Here is a 25656-nt window from a genome sequence, read left to right on the forward strand (position 1 = left end):
TAGTAGGTAATTGTTTACAATATGTGTATGAAATTGGAAAATCAAATAATTTTTTTGTCAGATCTCGTAGCTAGTTTTATCCTCCGCCGCCATCTGCGCCCCAAGCATCCCATCATACGTCGAATTCTCTGCCTTCGACATAAGGTTGACCTGCCGCATGACAATTTCCAGTGCTTCTTTGGCCTGATCTGGTGGATAATTGTACTTCTTCAGGAGTCGACGAACGGTTCGACGCATCATTGCCTGTGCCTGGGTTCGCACATTGAAATCGACAGTGACATTTCGCCGGATGGAACTGGTCAACTCTTGGGCGATTTTCTTCAAGGTGTCGTCATCATAGAATTCTTTGGCCGCTTTGTTATCGGAAAGGGCATAATAGAAGGCAATTTCATCCTTGTTCAGACCCAATTTCTCTTCATCAGCACTCATTTGGCGGATCTGTTTGGCCATTTTAATCAGTTCTTCAATGACTTCGGCGTTAGTGATTGATTGGTTTCTGTATTTATTGAGCGACTTCTTCAGCTTTTCCGAGAAGAGTTCGGACTTCACCAGATTGGTTCGTTCCATCACTTTGATCTCGCCTTCGAGCAGCTTTTTCAACATTTCTCTGGCGAGGTTTTTCGTTTTCATCGATTGGACTTCCTTCAGGAACTGTTCATCCAACAGAGAGATTTCCGGCTGCTTCAGGCCCATCGTTTCAAAGACATCGATAACTTCTTCGGAGATAATCGACCGCTCTAGCATTTGACTGACGCGCTGCTCGATCGCTTTTTTGCCAATCCCACTTTTCCCCTTGTTTTGCAGCTTAACCAAGCTCGCCTTAACCGCTTTGAAATAGCCGACTTCCAGAGTCACAGCCTTACCGGGTTCGGTTGCAGAGCAAAGTCCATGCGCTTTGCCTAATTCCGTGGCAAACTGAATGAAGTTTTTTTGTTCCGTTTCGTCTTTTCCCAAGACAAAGTCCATACCAGCTGTGATGGCCCGGATTCGTTTGACCTGAGACTTTCCAAAATAATCGCTGTAATCCAGGCCATGGAATATATCTCTGACAATTTCCAGCTTCTCCTGCATCACTGCAATGGCTGCCGGCATATCGATTCCCGTATTTTTCTTGTCGCTATCCGTGTATTGGTTCAACGCCTTTTTCAGGCTTTCAAGGATACCAATGTAGTCGACAACGACGCCACCTTCCTTATCCTTGAAAACACGGTTGACGCGGGCGATGGCCTGCATCAGGTTGTGTCCCTTCATCGGTTTGTCGATATACATCGTATTGAGTGAAGGCACATCAAATCCGGTCAGCCACATGTCGCGGACAATCACAATCTTGAGCGGATCGTTGTTGTCTTTCATCCGCTTCGACAGCGTATCGCGGCGCTGTTTGCCACCAACATGCTTCTGCAGCCGCTCATCATCGGCGGCGCTTCCCGTCATGACGACTTTAATTTTGCCTTTGTCGACAGCGTCACTATGCCACTCCGGCCGCAGCACCACAATCGCATCATAGAGTGCAACGCAGATTTTCCGACTCATGCAGACAATCATGGCTTTGCCGTTCATCACTTTTTCCTTTGCTTCAAAGTGCTGGACAATATCTTTAGCCAGCTTTTTGATCCGGTTGGGCGAACCGACCACCGATTCCAGCCGGGACCATTTGGCCTTATTCTTTTCCCGTTCCGCCTCTTCCTGGCCTTCCGTAATCTCGTCAAATTCCTCGTCCAGTTCCTTCAAGACATCGTCATCCGCTTCGAGTTTTATAATCCGGTTTTCATAATATATCTTAACCGTTGCTTTGTCCTCGACTGAGCGGGTCATATCGTATATATCAATGTAATCCCCAAAAACAGCCGGTGTTGACTTATCCTCAAACTCAATCGGCGTTCCGGTAAAGCCAATATAGGAGGCATTGGGCAGCGTATCACGCATGTATTTGGCATAGCCAAATTTCACATTCCCGGTCTTTATGTTCGTTTTCGCACTCAGTCCGTACTGGCTGCGATGCGCTTCATCTGCGATAATAATCACATTGCGGCGATCAGTTAAAACCGGCATCTCGCCATCATCCGGTTTGAACTTCTGAATGGTTGTAAAAATGATGCCGCCGGAAACGCGATCATTGAGCAGATCATAAAGTCCGTTGATCTCCATAGAATGATCACTCGCCTGTGTTTTCTTCTGTTCGTCGCTCAGTTTTCGAATGTCCGCCTGCTTAGGTTCCTGCCGCAGAATTTCTTCCGATCTGACAAAAGTCGTATAGAGTTGATCGTCCAGATCATTGCGATCGGTAATTACGACAATCGTCGGGTTGTTCAGTTGACGGACAAGCGCCGCAGCGTAGAAGACCATTGAGAAACTCTTCCCTGATCCCTGAGTATGCCAGACCACACCGATTTTTCGGTTGCCAGTTATACTCGTTGCCATTTTTGTTTTCTCGATTGCCTTTTTCACCGCAAAATATTGATGATAGGCCGCCAAAATTTTTGTCAGTGTTTTCTTGGCCCCGAGCTTTTTACCTTGTTGATCATAGTTCTCAGAACTGGATGTTTGGAAAAGGATGAAGTGCGTTATGATGTCAAGAATGTGCGGCCGGGACAACATACCCCGAAACAGTGTTTCATACTGCGGCATGGAAAGAGGGGCCACAGTCTCGCCATCCTCACTTCGCCAATTCATGAAACGTTCGAAGTTTGAGGTGAGGGTTCCCGCCTTGGCATTGATGCCGTCAGAAATGATGCAAAAGGCATTGTAATAGAAGAGACTTTCGATATCCTTCTTGTAGGTCTGAATCTGATTGTAGGCATTTTCGATCCCGACATTGTCATCAGAGGCCGATTTCAACTCGACCACAACAAGCGGCAGACCGTTGATGAAGAGAATCAGGTCCGGTCGCCTTTTTTCCTGGCCAATAATCGTAAACTGGTTCACAACAAGAAAATTATTCTGTTCCGGATGAGCTAAGTTAATCAAATAGACACGCTTTGTGCGAATCAGATCATTCTCCTTAAAGGAAACCTCGATTCCTTCCGTCAGCAGCTTATGGAAATAGTGATTATTCTCAGCCAAAGAAGGACTGTTGAACGTGACCAACTGACGAAAGGCATCATCTAGAGCCTCTCTCGGAATATCCGGATTAATCCGGAAGAGCGCGTCTTTAACGCGATTCTCAAGAATAATCCCTTTATAATCCTGGCGCTCAGGGTCCTTGCCATCGCAGGCAATATCCGGCCCAAACTGATACTCATAACCTAGTTCCTCCAAAATTTCAATCGCAGCCTTTTCAAGAAAGTCTTCCGTAAAATTTTCCGCCCGACCCATTGGTGCTTCCCCCTTTCCCAGCCCTATTTGAACAATTTCTTCAGCAAAGAAAAAATATCAAAAGTCGTTCTATGGTAAACCTTGTTATAAAAATACTTCTTCGGATTCCGAACCCAGCCATAACCTCTCGGCATCTTAAGGCCTGCCCTCTGGACAATCTGGCGTTTGATGCTTGTCCGTGCCGCAATTCTTTTCTTCAAACTCGGTTTTCTCATTCCGAACTTCATTGAACCACACCCTCTTTTTCAAGGGATACCCTGATCTCGCCGGACATCAGTTTGGGGAGGAGGGCGTTTCGTAAATTCATGAGGTAAGCTTTTTCATTGTTATTACAGCTCATCCTGTCCATAAATTTATCCATGATGTTTTCAAATTTTATTAATAATGTATCTTCACAAATGATTAATCTTAACTTCTTCAACGAAGCAATTGTTAAAGCTTTTTGAGTAGAACCTATTTTGATAGAATCTAGACTTTTCTTTCCTTCCGAAGATACAAGCCATGAATAGATATAATTACTAAATTCTTTTTTAGCGTAATTCCTAAACCAAGTAAGGTTCCCATCTTTAAAATAAAATTTTTCATTTGTCACTCTAAAAGGGACACCAAGTGTTCCAACAGATGTCAACAAAATATCACCTTTCACAGGTACTGAATGTTTCTCTTTAATTTCATTATATTTTTCTAGGCTGATATACAATTCAGTAGAAATTATAGAGCCTTTACTTTTTTCAATTATTTCCTTTCCTCTATAAAATGGAATTCCTTCATTTACATATTCATTCATAAAAATTCTTTTGCTTGAACTGATGTCACATATATCGTCTAGTTCTTCTACTTTCCACCCTTCCGGAATCATCCCAAGTTCACTCTCAACCATTTCACCGCCACTAGATTGATACGGTTCGCCGTTTTCATTTGGAAACTCAAAATCCACAAACCAATGTTTGAAAATCTCCTGAGCCATCATTTCCAGTGTTTTGTTGATTTGAGTGTTGACTTCGATTTTATCATCTAAAGTTGAGAGAATGTTTGCAATGGAGTCTTGTAACTCCAAGGAGGGCAATTTCACTTCATAATTTAAGATGTGTTTTTTATCTCCCCTTGGCATTTTGGTTCCCTTAGCACCTGCCATAACATAATCAAAAAAATTGTCACTTACCAAATTATAATAGAGATAAGAAGCATTGACTTCACTATTTGCTCTTATAACTAACACATCATTTGAGCAACCACCGTTTCGATCTGCTAACCAAATTTTTTTGAAATATGGTCTTATGTTAGATATTAATATATCTCGTTCACCAAAACTTGTAACCTTTTTAACTTCAGGCAATTTACTTGCTAATTCCACTCCTCCAATATTGGATACAAGGTTCTCAGTTGACACATAATTAGTTAAATCGATACTGTTAATGCTAACTTTTTCGTCAACATATTCGGCTATTTTCCCCAATCTCACTTGACTATATTCCATACCCAATCCCCCTAAGATTCTTCTTTATCTCGTCTTCAAGTTTATGAGATTGGGCGAAGAGTTCGGTAAGTTCACCGGTCAACTGATCCATTTTTTCATCAAACGGAATGCCGTCATCTTTTTCTTCTTCAATACCGACATATCGACCGGGCGTCAGGATATAATCATTAGCCTTAACTTCGTCCAGTGCAGCCGATTTGCAGAAGCCTTTGATATCTTCATACTCCCCGTCTTTGTCTCTCCACTGATGATAGGTACCGGCGATTTTCTTAATATCCTCCGGTTTGAGTTCGCGGTGACGGCGGTCAATCATGTCGCCAAGGTGACGAGCATCGAGGAACAGGATCTCATTTTCTCTGCTGCGCTGTTTGGCATTGCCCTTTTTATTGCGGTTGAGAATCCAAAGGGATACGGGAATGCTGACGGAATAAAACAGTCTGTCTGGCATGGCCACAATGCAATCAACCAAGTCGCTCTCGAGTAGATTTTTACGGATTTCCCCTTCATTGGATGTGCTGGTGCTGAGTGAACCGTTGGCGAGTACGACACCTGCCACCCCGCGCGGAGAGAGGTGGTAAATCATATGTTCCAGCCATGCATAGTTGGCGTTACCCTTTGGTGGTACGCCATAAGCCCAGCGGACATCCTCGGTCAGTTGTTCGCCGCCCCAATCACTGATATTGAACGGCGGATTAGCGAGTACGAAATCGGCCTTCAAGTTTTTGTGAAGATCATTATGGAATGTGTCGTCATGATGCGGTCCAATATCGCCTGCCAGACCGCGAATCGCTAGATTCATTTTGCAGATTTTCCAGGTGGTTGCGTTCAATTCCTGGCCGTAAATGGCCAGATCCGCGAGTCGCCCTTGATTTTCTGCAACAAATTTTTCGCTTTGGACAAACATGCCACCTGAACCGCAGCAAGGATCATAGACACGGCCTTTGAAGGGCTCGATCATTGAAACCAGCGTTTTAACGACACCTGATGGCGTATAGAATTCACCGCCGCCCTTGCCTTCCGCTTCGGCAAACTTGCCAAGAAAATACTCATATACTCTGCCGAGTAGATCCTTTTCTTCATTCGTATACAGCTTAATCGTTGAGACGAGATCAACGAGTTCGCCGAGCCTTCGTTTGTCAATCTCTGGACGGGCGTAACGTTTTTCAAGTACATTTTTCAAAGTTTCATTGTCTTTCTCGATCAAGATCATCGCATCGTCGATGATCTGACCAATTTTTTCACTCTTGGCATTGTCCCGGATATGGCTCCATCGGGCTTCTTTTGGTACCCAGAAAATGTTCTCAGCGAGATACTCATCAATCTCTTCTTCAAAACCCTCGCCTTCAGCAACGAGCGCATTGAATTTCATCTCAAATTTATCCGATATGTATTTTAAAAAGATCAATCCCAGTACAACATGCTTGTACTCGCTGGCATCCATACTGCCGCGCAGTTTGTCCGCTGCCTTCCATAGTGTTTCTTCAAAACCGATGTTTGCGGTTGATTCTGTCATGATGATGTCTCTCCTCAATAGTTGTGATCATCCAGTACTTCAAAGAGTGCTGCTTCGAATTCTTCCTGCTCTGATCCGGTTGTGATGTCTCCCGGCAACACGTTCAGATAATGGGCCAGACCTTGAATCGTCTTTTGCAAAATAATTTCGGATTCCGCCTGCTCCAAAAGCTCAATGATGATCCGGTAAGTGTCCATGTAAGGGTGCTTGTCGACCTGCTCCAGCGTTTCTTTAAACCTCTGGATCAGTTTTTCTTTTTCAATGCTTCGTTCGATCTTATTGATCTCTTCTTTATCATAGATCGGCACGGATTCCAGTTTATCAGCGCCTCGCCTGAGGACGTGTTCATGCCGTTCAATGATTGGCTGAAGCTCTTTTTTCAGTTTTTCTTTCTGAATCTCCAGCTTTTCAATTTCATTGAGTTCCTTGGAAAAATAGCTGCTATCGATATGAAAAAATTTCTCAAGCGTCGGCAGATATTTTTTCGGTATATTTTGCTTGCCTTTAAGCCACAGATTTATATTTTGTTTCTTTATGCCTAATTGATCAGCCAGCTCAAGCTGCTGCATGTTGTAGAGCCCAAGCATATATTCCAAGCCTATCAATCCATCACCACCCACGTGGGCATCACATATTGTCTCGGTTAATATTATTTTAAAACCGATTATTGACCGAGTCAATATTTTCTGCTATTTTAATGTTGTTGTGTTGTTACACATTTCATTTTTTATCGCGGCACTGGAATGCTTGTCGAAGAAACTCACTTACTCTGCTCCGAATGATCCTTTATCTTTTTCTATTATGGTCAAATTACTGGCAAGACTCAACAAAACGGACGTAACTTTTTGTTTATTCATCTGGAATGTTTTTTAATATTCATTCCATCCATTTCAGAGAAAAGGTGGATGCTAACGTTTCAGATTATTAAATTGAACATGAACATCTAATATTTCAAAGGAGGCATTACCATGCAATTATCCATCGTTCCACTCAATAAATGCGATCATATTTCCGAACTTACCGACCGTTCAAAAGAAGATCTGTTAAAAGCAATTGAGCATATGCAGCTCGAAATTGATCGTCTCAAAGAATCAAAACTGGCTATCGATACCGCGAAGAGGATTATCATCTCTGAGCAATTGGAAGGCATGAAACAAGCACTTGCTCTTACAGGTCATGCTTTGATTTATAAATAAAATTTACCGATAAAAGGACAAATATAGAGTGATTTTTATCCATGAACGAAAAATTAAAAAGAAATTTTCAATGTTTATTTTAAATAGTAACTATTATGTCATTTTGAAAGGATATTTCGAGCAATTTGACGAAATATCTTTATTGATACTTTCCGATCATGCCTGTTTTCCAATGAAATTTCCAATCCTTCTGACTGAATAAATTCTGTTACCAGCTGAGGAGTGTTGCTTTACGATAACACAATATAAATTCAATCTAAAAAGCATCCTTTCAAAAGTTTTCGTAAATAAAGTATTGCCTTATGATCTTGATGAAACATTAGACACTCTCGTAAAAGCACACTATTTGTTAAGTAAGGACCAGTTTTTAAAGTTCTATGCAAATCAACCAAATCAATTTTGGAAGGATATTCAATCATTAGGTTTTGTACGTGATAAAAAGAGCACCGAAGGAACAGCAAGCATAGACGAAGAAAAAGATTTTGACGATGATGATTTTGATATAGATGATTTCTTGGAATCAGATGAATTTAAAAAAAGATCTGAGATTGAAAAAATTGAAGATAATACATTCCGCAGGAACTCGGAATTCATCAAGGATTATCAACAGTTTGGACACGGTGATTCTAAACAAATAGAGCGTCTAAACACCATTTTTGTGATCAACCAAAGACTCGTAAATAAAATTGCTCTGCGATATAAACAAATGATTCAAGGTACATGTCTTGATTATGATGATTTGATTTCATTTGGAAATGCTGGACTCTTTAAAGCAATAGATAGATTTGTGCCAGATATGGGGTATCAATTTTCCACCTATGCAACTTGGTGGATCAGGCAATCTATCACAAGAGGTATTGCAGATGAATCCAGGCTCATACGGTTACCTGTCCACCTGCATGAAAAGATCATGAAAGTGAAAAATGTAGAGATGCGTTATGAAAATGAACATGGCGGAATTGACGTGGAAGATCTATGCAAATCTCTAGATATGAGTCAAACTGATTACTGGAAACTTAAGCGTATCACCTATCAATTTGACCATATGCCTCGCTTAGAAACACTAGTTGGCAGTGACGGGGAAACAGAACTTCAGGATCTACTACCAATAAATTTGACTTTGGGATCTCAAATCACCCCCCCGGAATTTATGCTTACTCCAGACGAACAATTTGAAAAGAAGGAACTTCATCATGAAATTGAAAAGCTTATGGATTGTCTAAAACCAAGAGAAATTGATGTGATAAAGTTACGGTTTGGAATTGATCATCCTGAAATGATGACCTTAGAGGAGATTGGAAAGATGTTTCATTTGACCCGTGAAAGAATTCGTCAGATAGAAGCGAAAGCTTTAGGCAAGTTAAGATATAAAATGAGAAAAAATAATTTGAAAGAATTTATTAAAGGGTGAATTTAATGTCTCTCATTCAAACAAAAAGTGAAGAAATACACAAATATACGGATAACACAAAATCAACTTTGATTGTTTTTGAAGGCTTTTCAACTGAAGAACTTGTTCAAGAACCGAAAAAACTATTTTCAGTTCCTTTAACTGCTAAAATCAATGATCTAATTGGTATAAAAAAAGAGATGTTGATTGAAGTCATTGACCAGAGAAATCAATTAGACAATGTCTTGTGGTGCACATTCGAGGAATATATCACAGTCAATAATGATGTGTCGCTTGATAACTTTTATTCAGTTATTCTTATAAAAAACAATTTATATGACTCTTTATTTCCATATAATGGTACAATGCAGGACGTGTTCACTTCATATAAAGAACTTTATGAATATGATGATGACGAGTTAACAGAGGCTCAGCAAGAGCAATTAAACATCATCTCAAGGTATTATGGAAAGATTTATTATAATGAATTAAATGATAGATACTACATTACCTATATTACTCTTGATCTTGAAAATGCCCATCAAGTTTTGTATTACGATCCTTCAAATCTTGCTCCCATCAAGTATCAAGAAGATCCAGAAATAGACGACAATACATATGTTTTCGAACTTACTGATAGTGAAGATTCTTTTTTGTCTTTTACAGCTAAAGTGCAAACTGAATTTAATTATAAGAATGTTTGTGTCTACTTCGTGGATGACCGAAACAATTTACCTCATCACTACGATCAAAGATTATCTATGATTTATCAAATACTGAATGAAAAAGTAAACATCATTCTTTCTAGTAAGAAGATGGAAATTCGACAAATACCTAATTTAATTAACTATCTGGATCTACTTAATAAATATTGGGGTTATGAAAGTTTCAGATTATTAAAGACGTATAAAGATGTTGAGAGTTCAGGAAATGAAACTGTTAACGTCAGTCAGGCACAAATTATTGATGACATCGTCGAACAAGCATCCATTGCTATGACGGCTCAAGAAGATAAAACGGCAAGGGATATTTATGTGACATCACCTACAGGGGCTGGGAAATCGATCATGTTTCAAATTCCTGCCCTCTATCTAGCTGAAAAATACAGAGAACAAGGCTTTTTAACCATTGTTATATCCCCTCTTATTGGACTAATGGATGATCAGGTTAAGAGTCTTGAGAAGAAGAATATTAAAAACGCGAAAACGATAAACTCAGGCATCTCACCAGTTGAAAAGGAAGAAATAAGAGACCGTGTTCAAAATGGCGAAATAGATATTTTATATATTTCCACTGAAACGCTCTTAAGTCGATCTGATATTGAGATGTTGATTGGAAAAAGGAGATTAGGACTTTTTGTCATTGACGAAGCACATATCGTTACGACTTGGGGCAAATCTTTCCGAGCCGATTATTGGTATTTAGGTTCATATCTTTCGAAACTAAGGAAGAAACAAAAATTTCCGATAGCCACTTTTACGGCTACTGCGATATATGGCGGCCCTGAAGATATGTATTCTGAGACACGGGATAGTCTTCATATGGTGAACCCTATTGCCTACTTTGGTTATGTAAAACGTGATGATCTCATGTTGCACGTTCAATCATCAAGAAAAGAATTTGAAAAATACTCTAATGACTATCGAAAAGCAAAATTTGATTTATTAAGCAGAAGGTTAAGAGGCTACAGTCACAAAGGTGAAAAAACACTGGTTTATTTTCCAACAGTCCGTTTGTTAAATGGTTTTTACTATCACTTACAACAGTTTGAAGAAAAACTAATCACAAAAACAGTACGTTACTACGGCCCTCTGGATAAGGATGAAAAGAAAGGTAATTTTGAAGCCTTTCTGAATGGTGATGCGAGAGTCATGCTCGCTACCAAGGCATTTGGAATGGGAATAGATATTCCTGATATAAATAATGTTTACCATTATGCACCGACTGGAAATGTCATTGACTATGTTCAGGAAATCGGACGTGCTGCTAGAGATCAACAATTAACAGGCCATGCCTATTTTGATTATTTAAACAAAGATTTTACCGAAGTCAAACGACTTTACGGATTATCAGCTGTAAAAAAGAGCGAAGTGATTGAAGTCATGAAGAAAATTCTTGATCTTTACTTTTCGAAAAAATCGAGAAATATAGTCGTTAGTGCGGATGATTTTTCCTATATTTTTAATCGAGGAAATCATAATGATGATGATATCGATAATAGGCTAAAAATCACATTGCTGACAATTGAAAAGGGATTCGAGAAGCAGATGGAATATTCGCCAATTGTGGCGCGCCCTAGAGCCATATTCGCTCAAGAAACAGTTATGCTCAGTCAAGAGGGTAAGAAGTTGGCTGAGACTTCAAATTATAAGCCTTACTTGGAACCAATTATGTTGTTGGATGACAAGAATTATTTTTCTGGTATCTATAAATTTGATATTAAATCGCTCTGGGAAAAGCGATACAGCAAGTATTCATTTGCAAAATTTAAATTCTTGATGTTTTCAGATCCAGACTCCTTGAGGGATAACAAATTATTTCAGCAAATCAATCCCGCATTGAAAATAACGATTGACCTCAAAAATAAAGATGTATCTACAGTGATGTCTGATTTTAATAATTTTTTACAAACTATCGAAGGATTTTTAAGAACCCAAGCTTATTCTGGAGACTTTTTTAATGAAAATCAACTTGGTGGATTTTTAAATGAACATTTCGGCATTTCAAATAAATATAAAGCGATTGGTCTAGCAAATGTATTTTTAAATGGAATGGTTCGTATTACATCATTAATGAACCAGCAAAATAGCAGGTTCATAGTGACAAGAGCAGATCAGGAGACCTCGTACAAAGTAAACTCAAACTATATCAACTACTTAAACTTACTTGAGGAAGTACAAAAGAGGCTATATAAAAACCAGTCATTTTTTCAGCAACAAGATAGCAACTTTACTTTTTACAGAGCTCGCTCTAAAAATGACATCAATTTTGAGGAATTTCTTATTGTTCTGGGCTTATCTGAATCACTGGATTTGATTAATTACGAAATTGCTGGTGGGAACAATCCTCAGATCTATATACGCATCAACAGTGTTTACCCAATAGACCGAGCAATTCATTCACCCCAGAAGTATACAAATGCAATTATGAGTGAAGTTTATCTGAAACACAAAATCAGTATGGTGATGCTCAACTATCTGTTTACTCTACCCAAAGAACCTGAAAATGGTCCCAAAAAAGAACAGATAAAAAACTATACAAAAAAGTTTTGGGATATTATTGAAGACTACTTTCTTGGCAGACTTCCTGATGTTGTGAAACAAAATTTAAGAAGTTGATGCTCGTTCAAATATCTAAAGGAATGAGGATTCCTATGTCCAAATCGATAAAAGAAGTTTCCGAATCACTGCACATACCGGAGTCGTCCATCCGCTATTACGATCAGCAGAGGCTTCTGCCTTTTGTGGCCAGAGATAAGAACGGCTACAGACAATTTAAAGAAGAAGATCTTTTCTGGCTTGAACTTGTTCGCTGCATGCGTTCGACGGGTATGTCAATCAGTACGCTCAGGCATATTGCGCAGCTACATATGGAGGGGCCGGATACACTTGAAGAAAGAGAGCAGATTTTTATTGAGCAAAAACAGCGTTTGTTCAATGAAAAGCAACGGATCGATGAAGCCGTTGCCAAGGTGGATAAGAAGCTGGACATGCTGAAAGAGATGAAGAAAAAAGAAGCTGCTAAAGTCAGTCATGCGTAAGCGCTGAGGCTTGCCTTAAAGCGAGGTTTAAGGAATATAATGATTCTACTTTATGGAAGGGAATGATCACGCCATGGCATCTTTAATTGACTGCCAAACGATCCAAAAAAATTTTAACCGAAGTGTTTCGGCAGGCTTAGCATTGCCCGAAACAGCACCAGAAGGAACAAAAGTCTTGGTCGAAAGCGGGCCAATTAAAATTAAGCTGACGGTTTCAAACGGAGAAGTTGAAAAGATTGTTATCTATTCCGCGAAAGCGCAGACACCAGAGTTTGATGAAACGTTTGAAGGTTTTGAAGGCGGGTTGAACATTTCTAATATCAAATTATTTTATGCCTACCAGGAATCGGTTAAAAATGCTTCAACGACAACAACTGTTTCAAAAAATGTCAAAGTGACTTATGTCACAAAAAGTGCCGATGATCTGACCGCAACCTTTGAAGTTAAATAAGTTTCGTTTGCCAATGCGAGTCCGTATTGGCTTTTCTTATCAAGTTATGGTGAAATGAAGATGTTCTGGACAAGCCAGTGAGTGGGAGGTTGAGAAAGTGGCAGAGAGAATAATCGGGAAAAAAGAAGTCAGCAATCATACGATCCCCCTGGTCAATCTGGCAGAGTACTTAATGATGATGCTCGTATTCTGGACCATCTGGACTTATCAGACCGTCTATGCGAATCGCTTCCTGAAAGAGGATCTCGTCAACTCTCTGTTTCTGATTTTCGATATGTTCTGGGTTGTGATCCTTTCGCAATCTCTAAACGAACATTTTGCATCCACTCATTTCACCTTCGCCGGATCAACGTCCATTCTGTTTTTAAGCATCGCCTTTCAGTACTATCTGCAGGTGAAGCGTGCTGATTCTCCGGAACGGAAAAAACTAGCCTTACAATTATCCGTGCTGCTTACAGTGATTAGCCTGATCGGCTTTGTGACCATTCTCCCCTTTCCGGCTCCCTATCCCATGCGTTTTGCCATTTATGCTGTGTCGATCTTCACTGTCGCTTTCTATCCGCTGTTCATGAAACAGACACTGACTGATTTTTCAACGCAGTTTGATCATCTAACCGAACGGTATTCGCTTTTTACCTTATTGCTGTTTGGCGAAGCAGTGATTGCCATCGCACAAACAGTCACTATTCATCATTTCAGACCGGAGAGCGTTTTCTATTTTGTGGTCATTGCGCTGCTTTTTACAGTCTATATCATTAACTATGAATTGGGCATTAACCGGAGAACCAAGACTGCCGGCTTGGTTTTAATTCATCTTCATTATTTTATTTTCTTAGGGATTAATTTAATGACCGCATTATTGGAACTGTTTATCCTGAAGGAACTGAATACCACTTTCTTTGTCATCATCTTTGACATCAGCGCAGTCCTTTTCATTTATTCTATGTTGGCCCTGCTGATCACTTATCCCAAGAAGAACACACACATTACCATAAAAGAATTCACAGTAATTTCCGCTTTGAGCTTAATCTGGATTGTATTAAGCGTTCTATTGAAAAATAGTGCGTTAACGTTTTTAGCTGCCTTAACACTTATTTTGATTATATTGGCTGCATACTGGTGGCGTGTCATTCTGCAGTCGGCGCACAAATGAAAAGTTCGCCCCCAAAGAATAATCAAATCAGAGATTGACAAAAGACTCTTATAGTGATTGAATAAAACCTAATCCCTTCTGAGAGGATAATCATTGATGAAACGATTGCACATGGCTCAATCATATTATTATAGCTTCTATTACTTTAGATAGCGTTCGTGTCCACTCCGGATACGAACGCAAGCTTGCGTTTAGTATCTAGAGTTGGGAAGCTATAATGATCTGACCAACTAGATGCGAAAGATTAAATCTAATTGGCTGCCATTACAAACGGGATATTGAATTTCACTCTACTAATAACTCGTAACCAGTTAGATTTAATGATCTGACTGGTTATTTTATTACACTTTTTTCGGAAAAGGAGCACGGAAAGCATGATGAAAGCGAACAGGGTCAGACTAAGTTTTGTTTTATATCTTAATTACTCAAGTTTCGGAGTTGAAAATCAGGGTTGAACCCTGATGCTATCTAGGAGGAAGGCGAATACGATCCTGAAAAAAAGAAGAAAACATCCTTCTTATCTGGTAAAATATAGGCACCACACCAACCAGAAAGGATGTTTTCTATGGCTTCTATTTTACCAGATCTTCAGGAGAAGAAACAGCTTCATTCACGCGTCTCACGATTCTTCCGTCAGGCGAAGATTGGTTCCTTCTTAAATCAGAGTCACATTTTGAAAGTGAAGGGTTTTTCACCGTTCTTTCTGATCCAGTTCTTTTTTCACTCGTGCTCCAAGGAAAAACGCTGAATACTTTGCTCCATTCCGACCGTTTACAGAACGCGCCCGCCAAAGATGCCTTTTACGATTTGCTGAAGGGGGCCACTTACAATTGGCGGTTGTTTCTGAGCCGTGTCAGTTCGTTTCTCATTGTCACTTGTTTCAAGCCATTGACTGGAGACCATCGGAATCGCGTGCTGATTTATGATGACTCCACGTATCGTCGCCATCGAAGCAAGCACGTTGAACTACTCTCACGCGTCCGCGATCATACAACGGGACACTACGTCAGGGGATTTCGTATGCCCACTCTGGGTTGGTCCGATGGCGTGACTTTCATACCGCTCGCGTTTTCACTGCTGAGTTCTCAAAAGAAAAAGAACCGATATCAAGAAATGGATGCCTCTGTTGACAAGAGAACCCTGGGCTACCGCCGTCGAAAAGAAGCCCTGATGAAAGGGACCGAGGTGCTGTTCTGTCTGCTGGATGCCATCAACCCTTTAGAGCTAGGCGCCCAAACACTGCTCTTTGACAGCTGGTTTGCTTTCCCGGGCGTCATTAAACGTGTGGTGAAAAACTATCCGCTTCAAGTGATCTGTATGCTTAAGCGGATGCCAAGAGTTTATTACACGTACGAAGGAAAACGCTATACCCTCACCCAACTTTACCATCAGATTCGGAAGAAACGCGGACGCGCTAAAATTCTTGCTTCCGCTTTTGTCGGACTGGGCGTGGATGAAGACGGCTCCGAACAGAGGGCCAAAATCGTTTTTGTTCGCGATCATCACCGATCGAAACAGTGGCTGGCCCTATTGACGACCTCTTTGGAACAGACCGATGAGGAAGTGGTTCGCGTCTATGGCAAACGCTGGGCCATCGAATGTTTTTTCAAAATGACTAAGTCTCATCTTCGTCTGGCTAAAGAATGTCAGTGCCGCAACTATGATGCCTTAATCGCGCATACGACGATTGTGTTTCTTCGCTATATCATGCTGGCGTGGAGTGCCCGGGAGGAACAGGATCCAAGAACGTTGGGCAATCTTTTTTCTCTCTGTTGTGATGAGATTGAGGATCTCCGTTTTGCGGAAGCACTCATGACCCTTCTCGAACTGCTGAGTTCTACGCTCATGCATTTTTCGCTTCATCATCCGCTTTTTCCAAGTTGCTTCTCGAACTGCTGAGTTCTACGCTCATCGAAGAAGATCTTCTGACAGATGAGCAGATTCAGCCTTTTCTAGACCAATTTTTCAACAAATTACCCGACTTTTTACGAAAACCCCTGCTGAATCAGCGTGTCGCAGTCTAATCAAAAAGGGACGAGACCACGTCTGTCAAAGGATACAGTCAACTTCTCATGTCCGAAACTTGAGTTTTTAATCTACTAAATTACACTTTTGTAATAAATTCAAGACATAAAGACATTTGCACTTGAATAATAAAGATGAAATTTGATGCCATCTTCTCCATTGTGAATAATGATGTCCTCGGACTGAATTCCAGATTGATAAGACCTGAACATGCTGATAAGAACGGAAGAAAATCCCCCTAAATATAAGCATCATGCCTTGCCTTAAAGTCAGGTTTAAGGAATATAATGAATCTAATTTATGGAAGGGGATGAATCACATCATGGCATCTTTAACCGATTATCAAACGATTTGCGGAAATTTTAACCGCAGTGTTTCTGCCAGCCTGGCATTGCCTGAAATAGCACCGGAAGGAACAAACGTATTAGTCGAAAGCGGGCCGATCAAAATTGAAATGACAGTTTCAGACGGAGAAGTTAAAAAGATCGTGATTTATTCTGCAAAAGCGCAAACGCCGGAATTTGATGAAACGTTTGAGGGCTTTGAAGGCGGGCTTCATATTTCAGATATCAAATTATTTTATGCCTATCAAGAATCTGTAAAAAATACAGCGACAACGGCGGCTGTCTCAAAGAATGTAAAAGTAACTTATATTACAAAAAGCACCGATGATCTGACCGCGATTTTTGAAGTTAAATAATCTTTGTTTTGCCAATGCAAGTTCGTATTGGCTTTTTCGTCCATTAATGGCAAAATATAATCATAGAAAAGCCGGAAAAGTCATTCAGTGGAGGTTGAAAATGTGACAGAAAAGTTACTTGGGAAGAAAGAAGTCAGCACTTTGGAATTATTTTACGATTTGATTTTTGCCTATGCCATCAGCCGGATGACCGAGGTGCTGCATCTGGTCATCAATCATACCCTGCCGCTGATTAATCTGGCCGAATATTTGATGATGATGCTTGTATTCTGGACGATCTGGACTTACCAGACGGTTTATGCCAATCGTTTCCTGAAAGGGGATCTCAGCAACTCTCTGTTTTTGATTTTCGACATGTTCTGGGTCGTGATCCTGTCACAGTCTCTGAATGAAAACTTTGCATCCACCCATTTCACATTTGCCGGATCAACGTCTGTTCTGTTATTAAGCATTGCATTTCAATACTATCTGCAATCAAGACGGGCGGATACTCCAGAACATAAAAAATTAGCGCTGCATTTCTCTGTGCTGCTTATGATCATCAGTTTGATCGGATTTGTGACCATTCTTCCTGTTCCGACACTTTATTTGCTTCGCTTTGCCGTATATACCGCCTCGATCATTGCTGTCGCTTTCTATCCACTTTTTATGAAGCAGACACTGACTGATTTCTCGACACAGTTTGATCATCTGAGCGAACGCTATTCGCTTTTTACCCTGTTACTGTTCGGCGAAGCCGTGATCGCCATAGCACAGACGATTAATATTCATCATTTAAAAATCGAGAGCGTACTCTATTTTGTAATCATTGCCTTACTTTTTACCCTCTATATGATCACTTATGAGCTGGGTATCAACCGAAGAGCCAGAACAGCGGGGCTGGTTATGATCCATCTGCATTATTTTATTTTTGTAGGTATTAATTTAATCACCGCCTTACTGGAATTGTTCATCCTTCATGAATTAAATACCACATTCTTTATCGTCATCTTTGACATCAGTGCGGTCCTTTTCATTTATTCCATGCTGGCTCTTTTGAGCACTTATCCGAAAAAGAACACACATGTGACCAGCAAAGAATTCGCGACAATTTCCCTCTTAAATTTAGTCTGGATTATTTTAAGCCTTTTGTTGAAAAGTAATCCGTTAATGTTTTTAGGTGGATTAACGCTTATTCTGATTATTCTAGCCGTATACTGGTGGCGTGTTATTCTGCAGTCAGCGCATAAGATAAAACATGAAACGATAGGGTAATTCCACTGGCTCGGAACCAAATCGCACAGTTATCAGTTAATGTCTAAACCCATCGTGATACTGTCATAAAACTTGCCGTTTACCAGCAGATCCCGTTTGATCATGCCCTCTTCAACAAAGCCGGCTGACTGGTAAAGACGTTTCGCACGGACGTTATCCATTCGAACCCGCAAATTTATTCTTCTGATGATATGGGTTCGATGTGCCCAGCTAATCAGCGTTTTCAGTAGCACTTTACCGATATGTTGCCCCCAGTATGCTTGCAGCACGCTGATCCCAAATTCGCCCGTGTGAGCCGTTCTTGATCTTGTGCCGCCGGAAAAATTCAAGCATCCTATTATATTGTCATCGACTTCCGCAACAAGAAATAAAGCGTTATCCCTGATTGAAAAGCTGTCAAGCGTGTCTTTTTCCTGTGCTATATCAAGATGAAGTTCTCTAGGTCCGAACGTTAGAAAATCAGACTCAGCCGAAATTTTTTCGAGATAGTCTAATAATTTTTCGGCATCATCCGCGACGGCTTCCCTTATCATTACGCTGTCTTCTTCCATTCGAAGCCCTTCCCTTCTCTATTGAAGAGGTACATTTCTGCTCATTATCTCTTGATTTTCTTCTTGGCGCTTATCGAATATAATAAAAGCCCTCTCAAAATGGAAACATATAATCAGGCAGCGCTCCATTCTCCTGTAGATACCGATACATTCTACGTAACGCTTCTCTCAGTTTCACACCTTTTTTCAAGGCACTATTAAATTCCCGCGACCAATGATCTTTTAACTCATATTCACGCAAAGGTTTGAGCAGGGCGTACAAGGACACCTCATCGTTCCGCTCGCTGATATTGTCGTTAAAATAATGAATCACCTCATCATAGTCATGCAATGATATATGCAGCCTGAAAATCATTTCAACCAGGTTATTCGATTTTTCCTTACGCCCATAGTCGGAGTTGTCTGAAGTCCATACTTTTTTTGGATGGCGCTGACTTTTTTTCCACGATTTCTGCCTTGAGCATCTCGCACGCCTCAATAGCCATTTCTTTAGCGTCTGCAGATTTGAGATTCTTAACCAATATTTTTATCAGAAATGAAGGTAATGTTTCTCTGTCTACCTGAGTATTAATAACCAATGTGATCGCCGATTTTATAGAATCCTGGTTAATTCCACGATCCAGTCCTGACCGCTCTTTTTTTGTGATCGAACGATTGGGTGCGTAATAATACGATTTATAGGCATTCTGAACAAATTGATCAATCTCATTTTTCAAATCAACTATACCTATTTTTTGCTCCTGATTTTTTCTGATTCTACCCGCATTGCTTACGCTATGCGGGTCTTGCAGCAGAAGATCAATCCCATTCTCCTCTCGCAGCCCCTTGGGCATAGACTTATACATTTCAGCAATGATAAGTCTTAAATCATCGTCACTATATTTTTTCAAATGCTGTCTCAGTTCTGATACCAACGTGGTGCAGTCCTCCCTTGGTTTCATTTACACTCCGTCTATTACAGCGGGATTTTCTGCTCCCTTGTCAAATTGTTTCGTGATCGGGTTATAGTAGAGGGTTTGCCGTTTCCGTTCGGATCGGAACGAAATATCGATGTCATAGTGCAGGATGGGCACAAAATAGATGATGCCGTGATCAAGTGTGATCTCAGTATGGCCGTATGATTTTTTCTTGATTTCTTCAAGCTGCTTGTCCATTTCCATGACAATCGCTTCGGATTTTGTAGCGATTTCTTTGACTTTATCTTCACTTAATCCCTTGCGCGCAGTTCTTCGATCATTCTCTTTCAACAGATCCTTGTAATAAGTCTCAATCCGATCAATATCTTTTTGCAGATGTTGATCCTGCCGCCGCTGTTTTTGTTCCATTTCCGCATCGCTTTTTACCTTATTGTAGGCGATCACAAATGCTTCATCCATATTCAGATCTGTCGGGATCGGATAGTGATACAATGGGGCAGACTGGTAAACGATGCGATTCTGCTGCTGTTTCATGAATTCCGACTTTTCGTTTGTGATCAGGTTCATCCAGATCTGGTTCGAACTCTCTTCTTTTTCATCCGAAATAAAAGTGATGTGAAATTGGAAGAGGGCCCATACGCCCATGACATGTTTTTCATCGAGGATACTGATTTTCCCTTTTTCGTCGTGCAAAAACCCCGTAATCTTCTTAAGCGGGTTGACTTTTTCCAAATTGGGATCTTCTCAGTGTTTCAGTTCTACCTTTTCCAGATTCAGCTCTACTGCCGGACTTGGGTGCAAAAAAATATCCATCAGGCATCCAATACTAGGTAAACTAGGACGATATTCCTGTTATCCGCGCACTTTGTACCATTTTGGGATGACACTCTGAAATTGGTCATAAGCGTCTAAAACTTTTTTCGACTGATCCAGCATCACATTGACTTCCGACTGTCCGAATTGAATCGCCCAGGGTATCGAGCTCAGCTGATTGACTGCAATATACAGTGCCATCAGTCTGAAAAATGAATCAGGAACACTGTCACAAAAATAGCCGTCAATCTGCCCCGTGGCGAAAATCGGGCTGATGTCCGCACTCCATGTGATTCGGTTGAATTCCTCCCATGGATCACCATAGTCGAGCCGGTCAAAGTCAACAATACTCATTTTATGATCCTCGTTGATGACCATATTGCCGCAATGGTAGTCGCCATGCTGGGCGGTTTGCGTTCTTTGATCCAGAAGATATCGGTTCACATTGATATAATCGATGATTTTATCGGCATTCCCTATCTTAATGCCGCAGTTTTTATAGGCTTTTATTTTCTGGTCCGTTTTCTGGTTGAATATTTCAGACCATGATGGGCGTTCATTTGGCACCGGATTTTGATGAATAAGCTTCAGCGTCCGCCCGGCAAAGTACCCAAGTTTATACCGTTCTTCCCTGGAAAACTTCGGCAAAACCCTTCCGGCCTCATCACCTTCAAGCCAGGTCAACAGGGTGTATACATTTCTTTCTTTATTACAAATCCCGAAATCAATCGGCTCAGGCATCGCTATGTTACTGCTGTACCATTCTTTCAAAGCCTCGTACTCACTCTGTCTTCTATCGAAATTCGAGATATCTGAGATCCGCAACAGAAACTTCCTTCGATCCAACATTTCGACATAAAACTTTTGATCATTAGACCAGCCTTTAGTGACCGGAATTACTTTTTTCCAATCATCTGAGCCGGGGATACCGGAAAAAAGACCGTTCATTCGTCTCACCTCTTCTGAGCAGCGTATATGTACTGTATCTACTTTTAAAACACGCGGCAAAGCCTCTCACCCATTTTCTCATCAGGATATCACTGTATCAAAACAGCGCCATTGAAGCTTAATTCAATGGCGCTGTTTCATGTACAAATTGGTTCGTTATTCAATCGTTAAAATTGTTGTTTTCGACATCCTTAATGAAAGTCGCCAGGTGATCGAAGTAGACCGGAGCGTTATCGATCATATGATGATGCCCGCCGTTAGGTGTAGTCGCCAGCCGGGCGTGCGGAATGGCCTGAGCCATCCGTTTGGCGGCGGCAATGGGCATGGTTTCGTGTTCGCCAAACGTAACGAGCGTGGGCACGGTGATATTTTTAAGCTGATCGCGGACGTCCCATTCCTTTAATTTTCCAGTGACGACAAATTCATTGTCGCCCTGGAAATCATTATAAACAGGAGCCGCCATAGTGCTGATCAGATGGGAAATAGCCGGCGGCTGCCTGCGGTCAACATAGCCCTCGTTGAGGATATCAACGTAGCCCTGGTAACGCGCATTATCATAGTCATTCTTTGCTTCGCATTCCTTCATAAACACAACGGCATCAGCGGGCAGTGCTTCCTCCCGAATTTTATTAATGTTAGTGACATATTCATCGATGTTGTCCGTCATGGATGAAATGATCGCACCTTTAAGATGCCGGCCATATTTCAGAGCGTACATCTGGACAAGCAAACCGCCCCAGCTTTGGCCGATCAGATAAAAGTGATCAAGGCCCAGTTTTTGGCGAACTTCCTCAACTTCACCGAGAAAATAATCATAAGTTAAATACTTCCGGGCTGTTTCGGGATCGGAGTAGTCCGGCTGGTCGGAATAAAAAGAACCTAATTGATCATACATGTGAACCTGAATGTTCAATCCCTGTTCGGCCAGCATCTGAGCGAAATTTTCATAATATTCATGTGTGCCGCCGGGTCCGCCGTGAAGGCAGAGCAAATGAATACCTCCGGTTCCCTGGGTATTGGTCCATAGGTGGTAGCCGTTATCAAGAGTTAAAATTGTTGTTCCTTGCTTCATCAATAATCACCTGATTTTTAAATGGATAGTCTTATCATATCACTAATGGGATTAAGATCTGAAAAAATTCAGGACAACGCGCATAGTTGAGGAGTCCAATTTTCATCTGAATTCTTCCTTTACCGGAGCCACATTCTTTTCAAATCGAGCACCTCCCGGATCAAAACCAATACAACCGATTCGGGCGCTATACTTCACTCATTTTTTAGTATTGAATTTAGAAAAGTTTCGATCACGTACTCCCGCTGATGATCATCACGGACATCTTTGCCTGAGTATTTTAAGAAGTCATCAGCTTTGACCATCAATACTTGTAAAAATGATATAACCTCAAAGGCAGTTAGCTTTATTTCAAATTCATTTCTTTGTCCTCCGAAGTGTTGTTCGAGAAGTGGAATAATGTAAAAGGGTAAATGAATATCTGCTTTTGTCAACTCATAAATGGTCGTTGATTTTGTCAATGAATAATACTGCATCGTTAACTGGCTCAGATGTAAGAGCATTTGCAGCAGTTTCTCATAAGGAGATTGAGCGCGATTTTCAATGTTTATCCAGTCATCAGCAGCACTTTTTATGAGTCGATTGACAGCAATATTAATCAACTCATCCTTAGAGCTGAAATAGTAATTAATCATTGCCAAATTTGTTTTTGCTTTTTCGGTGATTTGTCTCGAAGTCACTTCTTCCGACCTTCCACTTTCCCGCAACAAATCGACAGTGGTTTGAATGAGTTTCTCTTTGACATCTGTCTTTGACATAGATCCTCCAATGTTTGCTCTTATTCATTCTCAAATAGTCGTCCGATTGTCCCTCCCATGATGGAACATGCACCAAGCACTACAATAAATATAATATAACCGTATCCCATATTTAAGGTAAAGAGACCCATACATGAACCAGCAGCAATTCCGAACGATTGCGAAGCATGCGTTAATGCTAACTCATGCCGTCGCTTGCTCATAACCATCCAACCGATACCAGTAAATGCGGTAATAAATAAGAGCAGCAACGTTCCGAGTGTCACCCAACGGACATCCGCAGGCGTTTGGTAGACCCAGTTTTTATCCTGCAAATGAAAAAGAAGAAAAAGAACGCCATCAATGACCAAACCAATAAAACAGCCTAAACCGCTAAAAATTTGTATTGTTCTGGGATTTTCTGTTTTCATCGCCTTAACCACCAATCTGTTAAAATCAAACACGTATTAAACATGTTTAATTTATAACAAAGGAAAGCCTGTGTCAACAGGTTTCTATTTACAAAAAATCCTTTATGCCTTCATTACAGCCATACCCGCAGCATTTCTTTTACTTTTTCTTTGCCTGCACTGCCGTTTTTTAGAAAAACGTTTGGGAATCCCGCTCCTGAGGCGCGGACATTTTCTTCACCGAAAATATCCGCTACGCGGCGGCAGATCCCGGCAAGACTTGAATCACTCCGTGCATTCAAATAATCTCTCAGTTCCGGGCCGCACATCCACCCGTCCGGCGCCGCCGGGTCGACACCGATCACTGAACACTTAACTTTGTCATTTTCCATTCTCCGGCGTGCGGAGAGTATGCTGCGATAAACGAAGTCATCTTCCGGAAGGGAGTAACCGGCAAAAATGATATGGCGGGCGTTTTCAATGGCCACTTTCATATCACTCTGAATTTCTTGAATAAACGAAGGCTTGCGCCCTTTGAAATTCGTTTGCATGGTGATCGGCGTGTGGTGGGTTTCCGTTATCGTCCCGCAATGGGCGCATTGCACCGCGTCATATACACCTTCATCCATTGCCTTTTTTTCCTCGAATGAGCGTGGCCTTCTCGGGGAAAGTGACGGCAGAATCTGGGGCGGAAACAGACTGGTTGAACGGACATCCCATGTATCACCGAGATAGAAGGTCAGTTTCCCACACTTCGGGCACTGCCGAAAACCAAAACAGCCGTGTGGAAAATAAAATTTTCCAATTCGGACACGGCGACTGGTTACGCCATCCTGGCCATTCAAGTGTTGAACAGCCGTCTCGTTCATCGGAAACCAGGCAGCCGGTGTCTGTCCGTCCACTTTCCTGATCGCCATGAAATGCACCAAGTCATTGAACAGTTTTACGGACTGCGGCGAATGAACGGCCTTCTGGTTGACTGCCTGATGCGCGTTCAAAATGAGCCAGAGAAGGAGCGGATCCCAATTCATTGAAATGATAGCGTAGCTGAACAGGTAATAGCGCCGGTCATTCAGATTACAGGGACTTCGCAGCATCCGCCCCTGCCCCTCCTCGTTCATCAGATCCGCCAATATTTTCGCGAACTGATTATACTGATCATACGTTTCGAGCAGGTCTTGGTTATGTAAAAGTTCATGAAACCCAACGGCATGAACGAGCTGTGTCATCATATCGACGGTTCGCCTCGCCGCAATCAGCCGATCAAGTGTGATAAACTGGCGTTCCACCTCGATGCCGTTCTGTGATTTGATATGCATGTCCAGCAAATTGTATAGATCCTTAAGGCTAAATTGCTGATCGTGGTTCCGCGGGCAGCGTTCAATGACCTTCTGAACGGCCTCCCAGTCATACAATCTTTGCAGATGCTCTGCACGTCTCTCCTGAAAGCCCAGGACACGCATGGCTTCCCCTCTCTGGCTCCGATATCTTGAATCGATCAGTACAATGAGTGCTTTAAACTCTTTTTTTATTTGATCCGTCGCCTTTGGGATGGCCTCTTTAATTGCGGATTCGAGTCTCTGATCATCCGTCTGCGCCGCTCCATGATCAAACGCTTCAGCTAAAATCTGAAAAGTTCGGCCCAGTTCATGAGTTAATTTCATTTTAAGTGGCTGCGTCGCTCCCGCTCCCCAGAAAATCACGGTTTCAGGCCAATAGGGCTGGTAACGTTTCAGTTCATTCATTTTTCCACCTGTCCCCAATCGATTTTGATTTTTAAATGCTGGATTTTGCGGTACTATTCATCCTATTAAAGGCACTCGTTTTTTTAGTGTTCCATTTCAGCCATTAATTAAAAGAAAAACTGTCTGCTGAAGACAGTGTTGTGATAACCCGTGTGAGCGGTTTACTCTGCAGCCTTTCTGCTGCGAAATATTTTGGAAAAGAAATGACCTTTTGAAATGTTCTTACCGT

The 25656-nt window shown here is 41.3% G+C and carries 24 protein-coding genes; 10 read left to right on the forward strand and 14 right to left on the reverse strand.

Features of this window, described 5'->3' with window-relative positions:
- Positions 1-57 precede the first annotated feature (57 nt).
- From COP04_RS17025 to COP04_RS17045, 5 genes are read right to left on the reverse strand one after another with little or no spacing between them, the layout of a single operon-like run.
- Positions 58-3315, reverse strand: a complete 3258-nt coding sequence (locus COP04_RS17025; protein WP_100489113.1) for a type I restriction endonuclease subunit R — start codon at positions 3313-3315, stop codon at positions 58-60.
- A 23-nt stretch (positions 3316-3338) separates the two neighbouring features.
- The gene (locus COP04_RS17030; protein WP_100489114.1) at positions 3339-3542 is read right to left on the reverse strand and encodes a hypothetical protein; all 204 of its coding nucleotides are present in this window, start codon (positions 3540-3542) and stop codon (positions 3339-3341) included.
- Complete coding sequence (locus tag COP04_RS17035) at positions 3539-4792, reverse strand: restriction endonuclease subunit S (protein WP_100489115.1); 1254 nt, start codon at positions 4790-4792, stop codon at positions 3539-3541. The genes COP04_RS17030 and COP04_RS17035 overlap by 4 nt, the downstream gene beginning before the upstream one ends.
- A complete protein-coding gene (locus COP04_RS17040; RefSeq protein WP_100489116.1) occupies positions 4782-6305 on the reverse strand; it encodes a class I SAM-dependent DNA methyltransferase in 1524 nt (507 codons plus the stop codon). Before COP04_RS17040 ends, COP04_RS17035 begins: the two co-directional genes overlap by 11 nt.
- Positions 6306-6319: 14 nt before the next feature.
- Entirely contained in the window at positions 6320-6910 is a 591-nt protein-coding gene (locus COP04_RS17045; protein ID WP_100489117.1) for a helix-turn-helix domain-containing protein, read from the reverse strand.
- A 363-nt stretch (positions 6911-7273) separates the two neighbouring features.
- Between COP04_RS17045 and COP04_RS17050 the strand changes: the two genes are divergently transcribed.
- From COP04_RS17050 to COP04_RS17090, 10 genes are all read left to right on the forward strand, one after another.
- Entirely contained in the window at positions 7274-7501 is a 228-nt protein-coding gene (locus COP04_RS17050; protein ID WP_100489118.1) for a hypothetical protein, read from the forward strand.
- Positions 7502-7847: 346 nt separating this feature from the next.
- Complete coding sequence (locus COP04_RS17055) at positions 7848-8912, forward strand: sigma-70 family RNA polymerase sigma factor (RefSeq protein ID WP_239984923.1); 1065 nt, start codon at positions 7848-7850, stop codon at positions 8910-8912.
- A gap of 5 nt (positions 8913-8917) precedes the next feature.
- A complete protein-coding gene (locus COP04_RS17060) occupies positions 8918-12229 on the forward strand; it encodes a DEAD/DEAH box helicase (protein ID WP_100489120.1) in 3312 nt (1103 codons plus the stop codon).
- Positions 12230-12264: 35 nt separating this feature from the next.
- Positions 12265-12651 (forward strand): MerR family transcriptional regulator, encoded by a 387-nt coding sequence (locus COP04_RS17065; protein ID WP_100489121.1) that lies wholly within the window; start codon positions 12265-12267, stop codon positions 12649-12651.
- 142 nt (positions 12652-12793) lie between these two features.
- Entirely contained in the window at positions 12794-13102 is a 309-nt protein-coding gene (locus COP04_RS17070; RefSeq protein WP_157800359.1) for a hypothetical protein, read from the forward strand.
- A gap of 97 nt (positions 13103-13199) precedes the next feature.
- Positions 13200-14255, forward strand: a complete 1056-nt coding sequence (locus COP04_RS17075; RefSeq protein ID WP_100489123.1) for a low temperature requirement protein A — start codon at positions 13200-13202, stop codon at positions 14253-14255.
- Positions 14256-14820: 565 nt separating this feature from the next.
- Entirely contained in the window at positions 14821-15003 is a 183-nt protein-coding gene (locus tag COP04_RS20355) for a hypothetical protein (RefSeq protein WP_239984924.1), read from the forward strand.
- Complete coding sequence (locus COP04_RS17080; RefSeq protein WP_420852768.1) at positions 14982-16154, forward strand: IS4 family transposase; 1173 nt, start codon at positions 14982-14984, stop codon at positions 16152-16154. Before COP04_RS20355 ends, COP04_RS17080 begins: the two co-directional genes overlap by 22 nt.
- A gap of 448 nt (positions 16155-16602) precedes the next feature.
- Positions 16603-16980 (forward strand): hypothetical protein, encoded by a 378-nt coding sequence (locus COP04_RS17085; protein ID WP_100489124.1) that lies wholly within the window; start codon positions 16603-16605, stop codon positions 16978-16980.
- Between the two features lie 102 nt (positions 16981-17082).
- Positions 17083-18234, forward strand: a complete 1152-nt coding sequence (locus tag COP04_RS17090; protein WP_157800360.1) for a low temperature requirement protein A — start codon at positions 17083-17085, stop codon at positions 18232-18234.
- A gap of 32 nt (positions 18235-18266) precedes the next feature.
- Here the strand turns inward: COP04_RS17090 and COP04_RS17095 are convergent, their stop codons facing one another.
- The 9 genes from COP04_RS17095 to COP04_RS17135 form a co-directional block, all read right to left on the reverse strand.
- Positions 18267-18785, reverse strand: a complete 519-nt coding sequence (locus COP04_RS17095; RefSeq protein ID WP_100489126.1) for a GNAT family N-acetyltransferase — start codon at positions 18783-18785, stop codon at positions 18267-18269.
- A gap of 94 nt (positions 18786-18879) precedes the next feature.
- A complete protein-coding gene (locus COP04_RS17100) occupies positions 18880-19116 on the reverse strand; it encodes a hypothetical protein (protein WP_100489127.1) in 237 nt (78 codons plus the stop codon).
- A 49-nt stretch (positions 19117-19165) separates the two neighbouring features.
- Entirely contained in the window at positions 19166-19699 is a 534-nt protein-coding gene (locus COP04_RS17105) for a hypothetical protein (protein ID WP_100489128.1), read from the reverse strand.
- Positions 19700-19726: 27 nt separating this feature from the next.
- Positions 19727-20434 carry a hypothetical protein gene (locus COP04_RS17110; protein WP_100489129.1) on the reverse strand — a complete coding sequence of 236 codons (708 nt, stop codon included), beginning with the start codon at positions 20432-20434 and terminating at the stop codon, positions 19727-19729.
- A 120-nt stretch (positions 20435-20554) separates the two neighbouring features.
- Positions 20555-21463, reverse strand: a complete 909-nt coding sequence (locus tag COP04_RS17115) for an aminoglycoside phosphotransferase family protein (protein WP_100489130.1) — start codon at positions 21461-21463, stop codon at positions 20555-20557.
- Positions 21464-21623: 160 nt separating this feature from the next.
- Positions 21624-22535, reverse strand: coding sequence for a proline-specific peptidase family protein (locus COP04_RS17120; protein ID WP_100489131.1), 912 nt, complete (start codon positions 22533-22535; stop codon positions 21624-21626).
- A gap of 194 nt (positions 22536-22729) precedes the next feature.
- Positions 22730-23293: a TetR/AcrR family transcriptional regulator gene (locus COP04_RS17125; RefSeq protein WP_100489132.1), complete on the reverse strand. Its 564-nt coding sequence runs from the start codon at positions 23291-23293 to the stop codon at positions 22730-22732.
- Positions 23294-23313: 20 nt separating this feature from the next.
- Positions 23314-23703 (reverse strand): hypothetical protein, encoded by a 390-nt coding sequence (locus tag COP04_RS17130; RefSeq protein WP_100489133.1) that lies wholly within the window; start codon positions 23701-23703, stop codon positions 23314-23316.
- 113 nt (positions 23704-23816) lie between these two features.
- A complete protein-coding gene (locus tag COP04_RS17135; protein ID WP_100489134.1) occupies positions 23817-25427 on the reverse strand; it encodes a hypothetical protein in 1611 nt (536 codons plus the stop codon).
- Positions 25428-25656 lie beyond the last annotated feature (229 nt).

The organism is Sporolactobacillus pectinivorans, from assembly GCF_002802965.1.
Classification (GTDB): Bacteria; Bacillota; Bacilli; order Bacillales; family Sporolactobacillaceae; genus Sporolactobacillus; species Sporolactobacillus pectinivorans.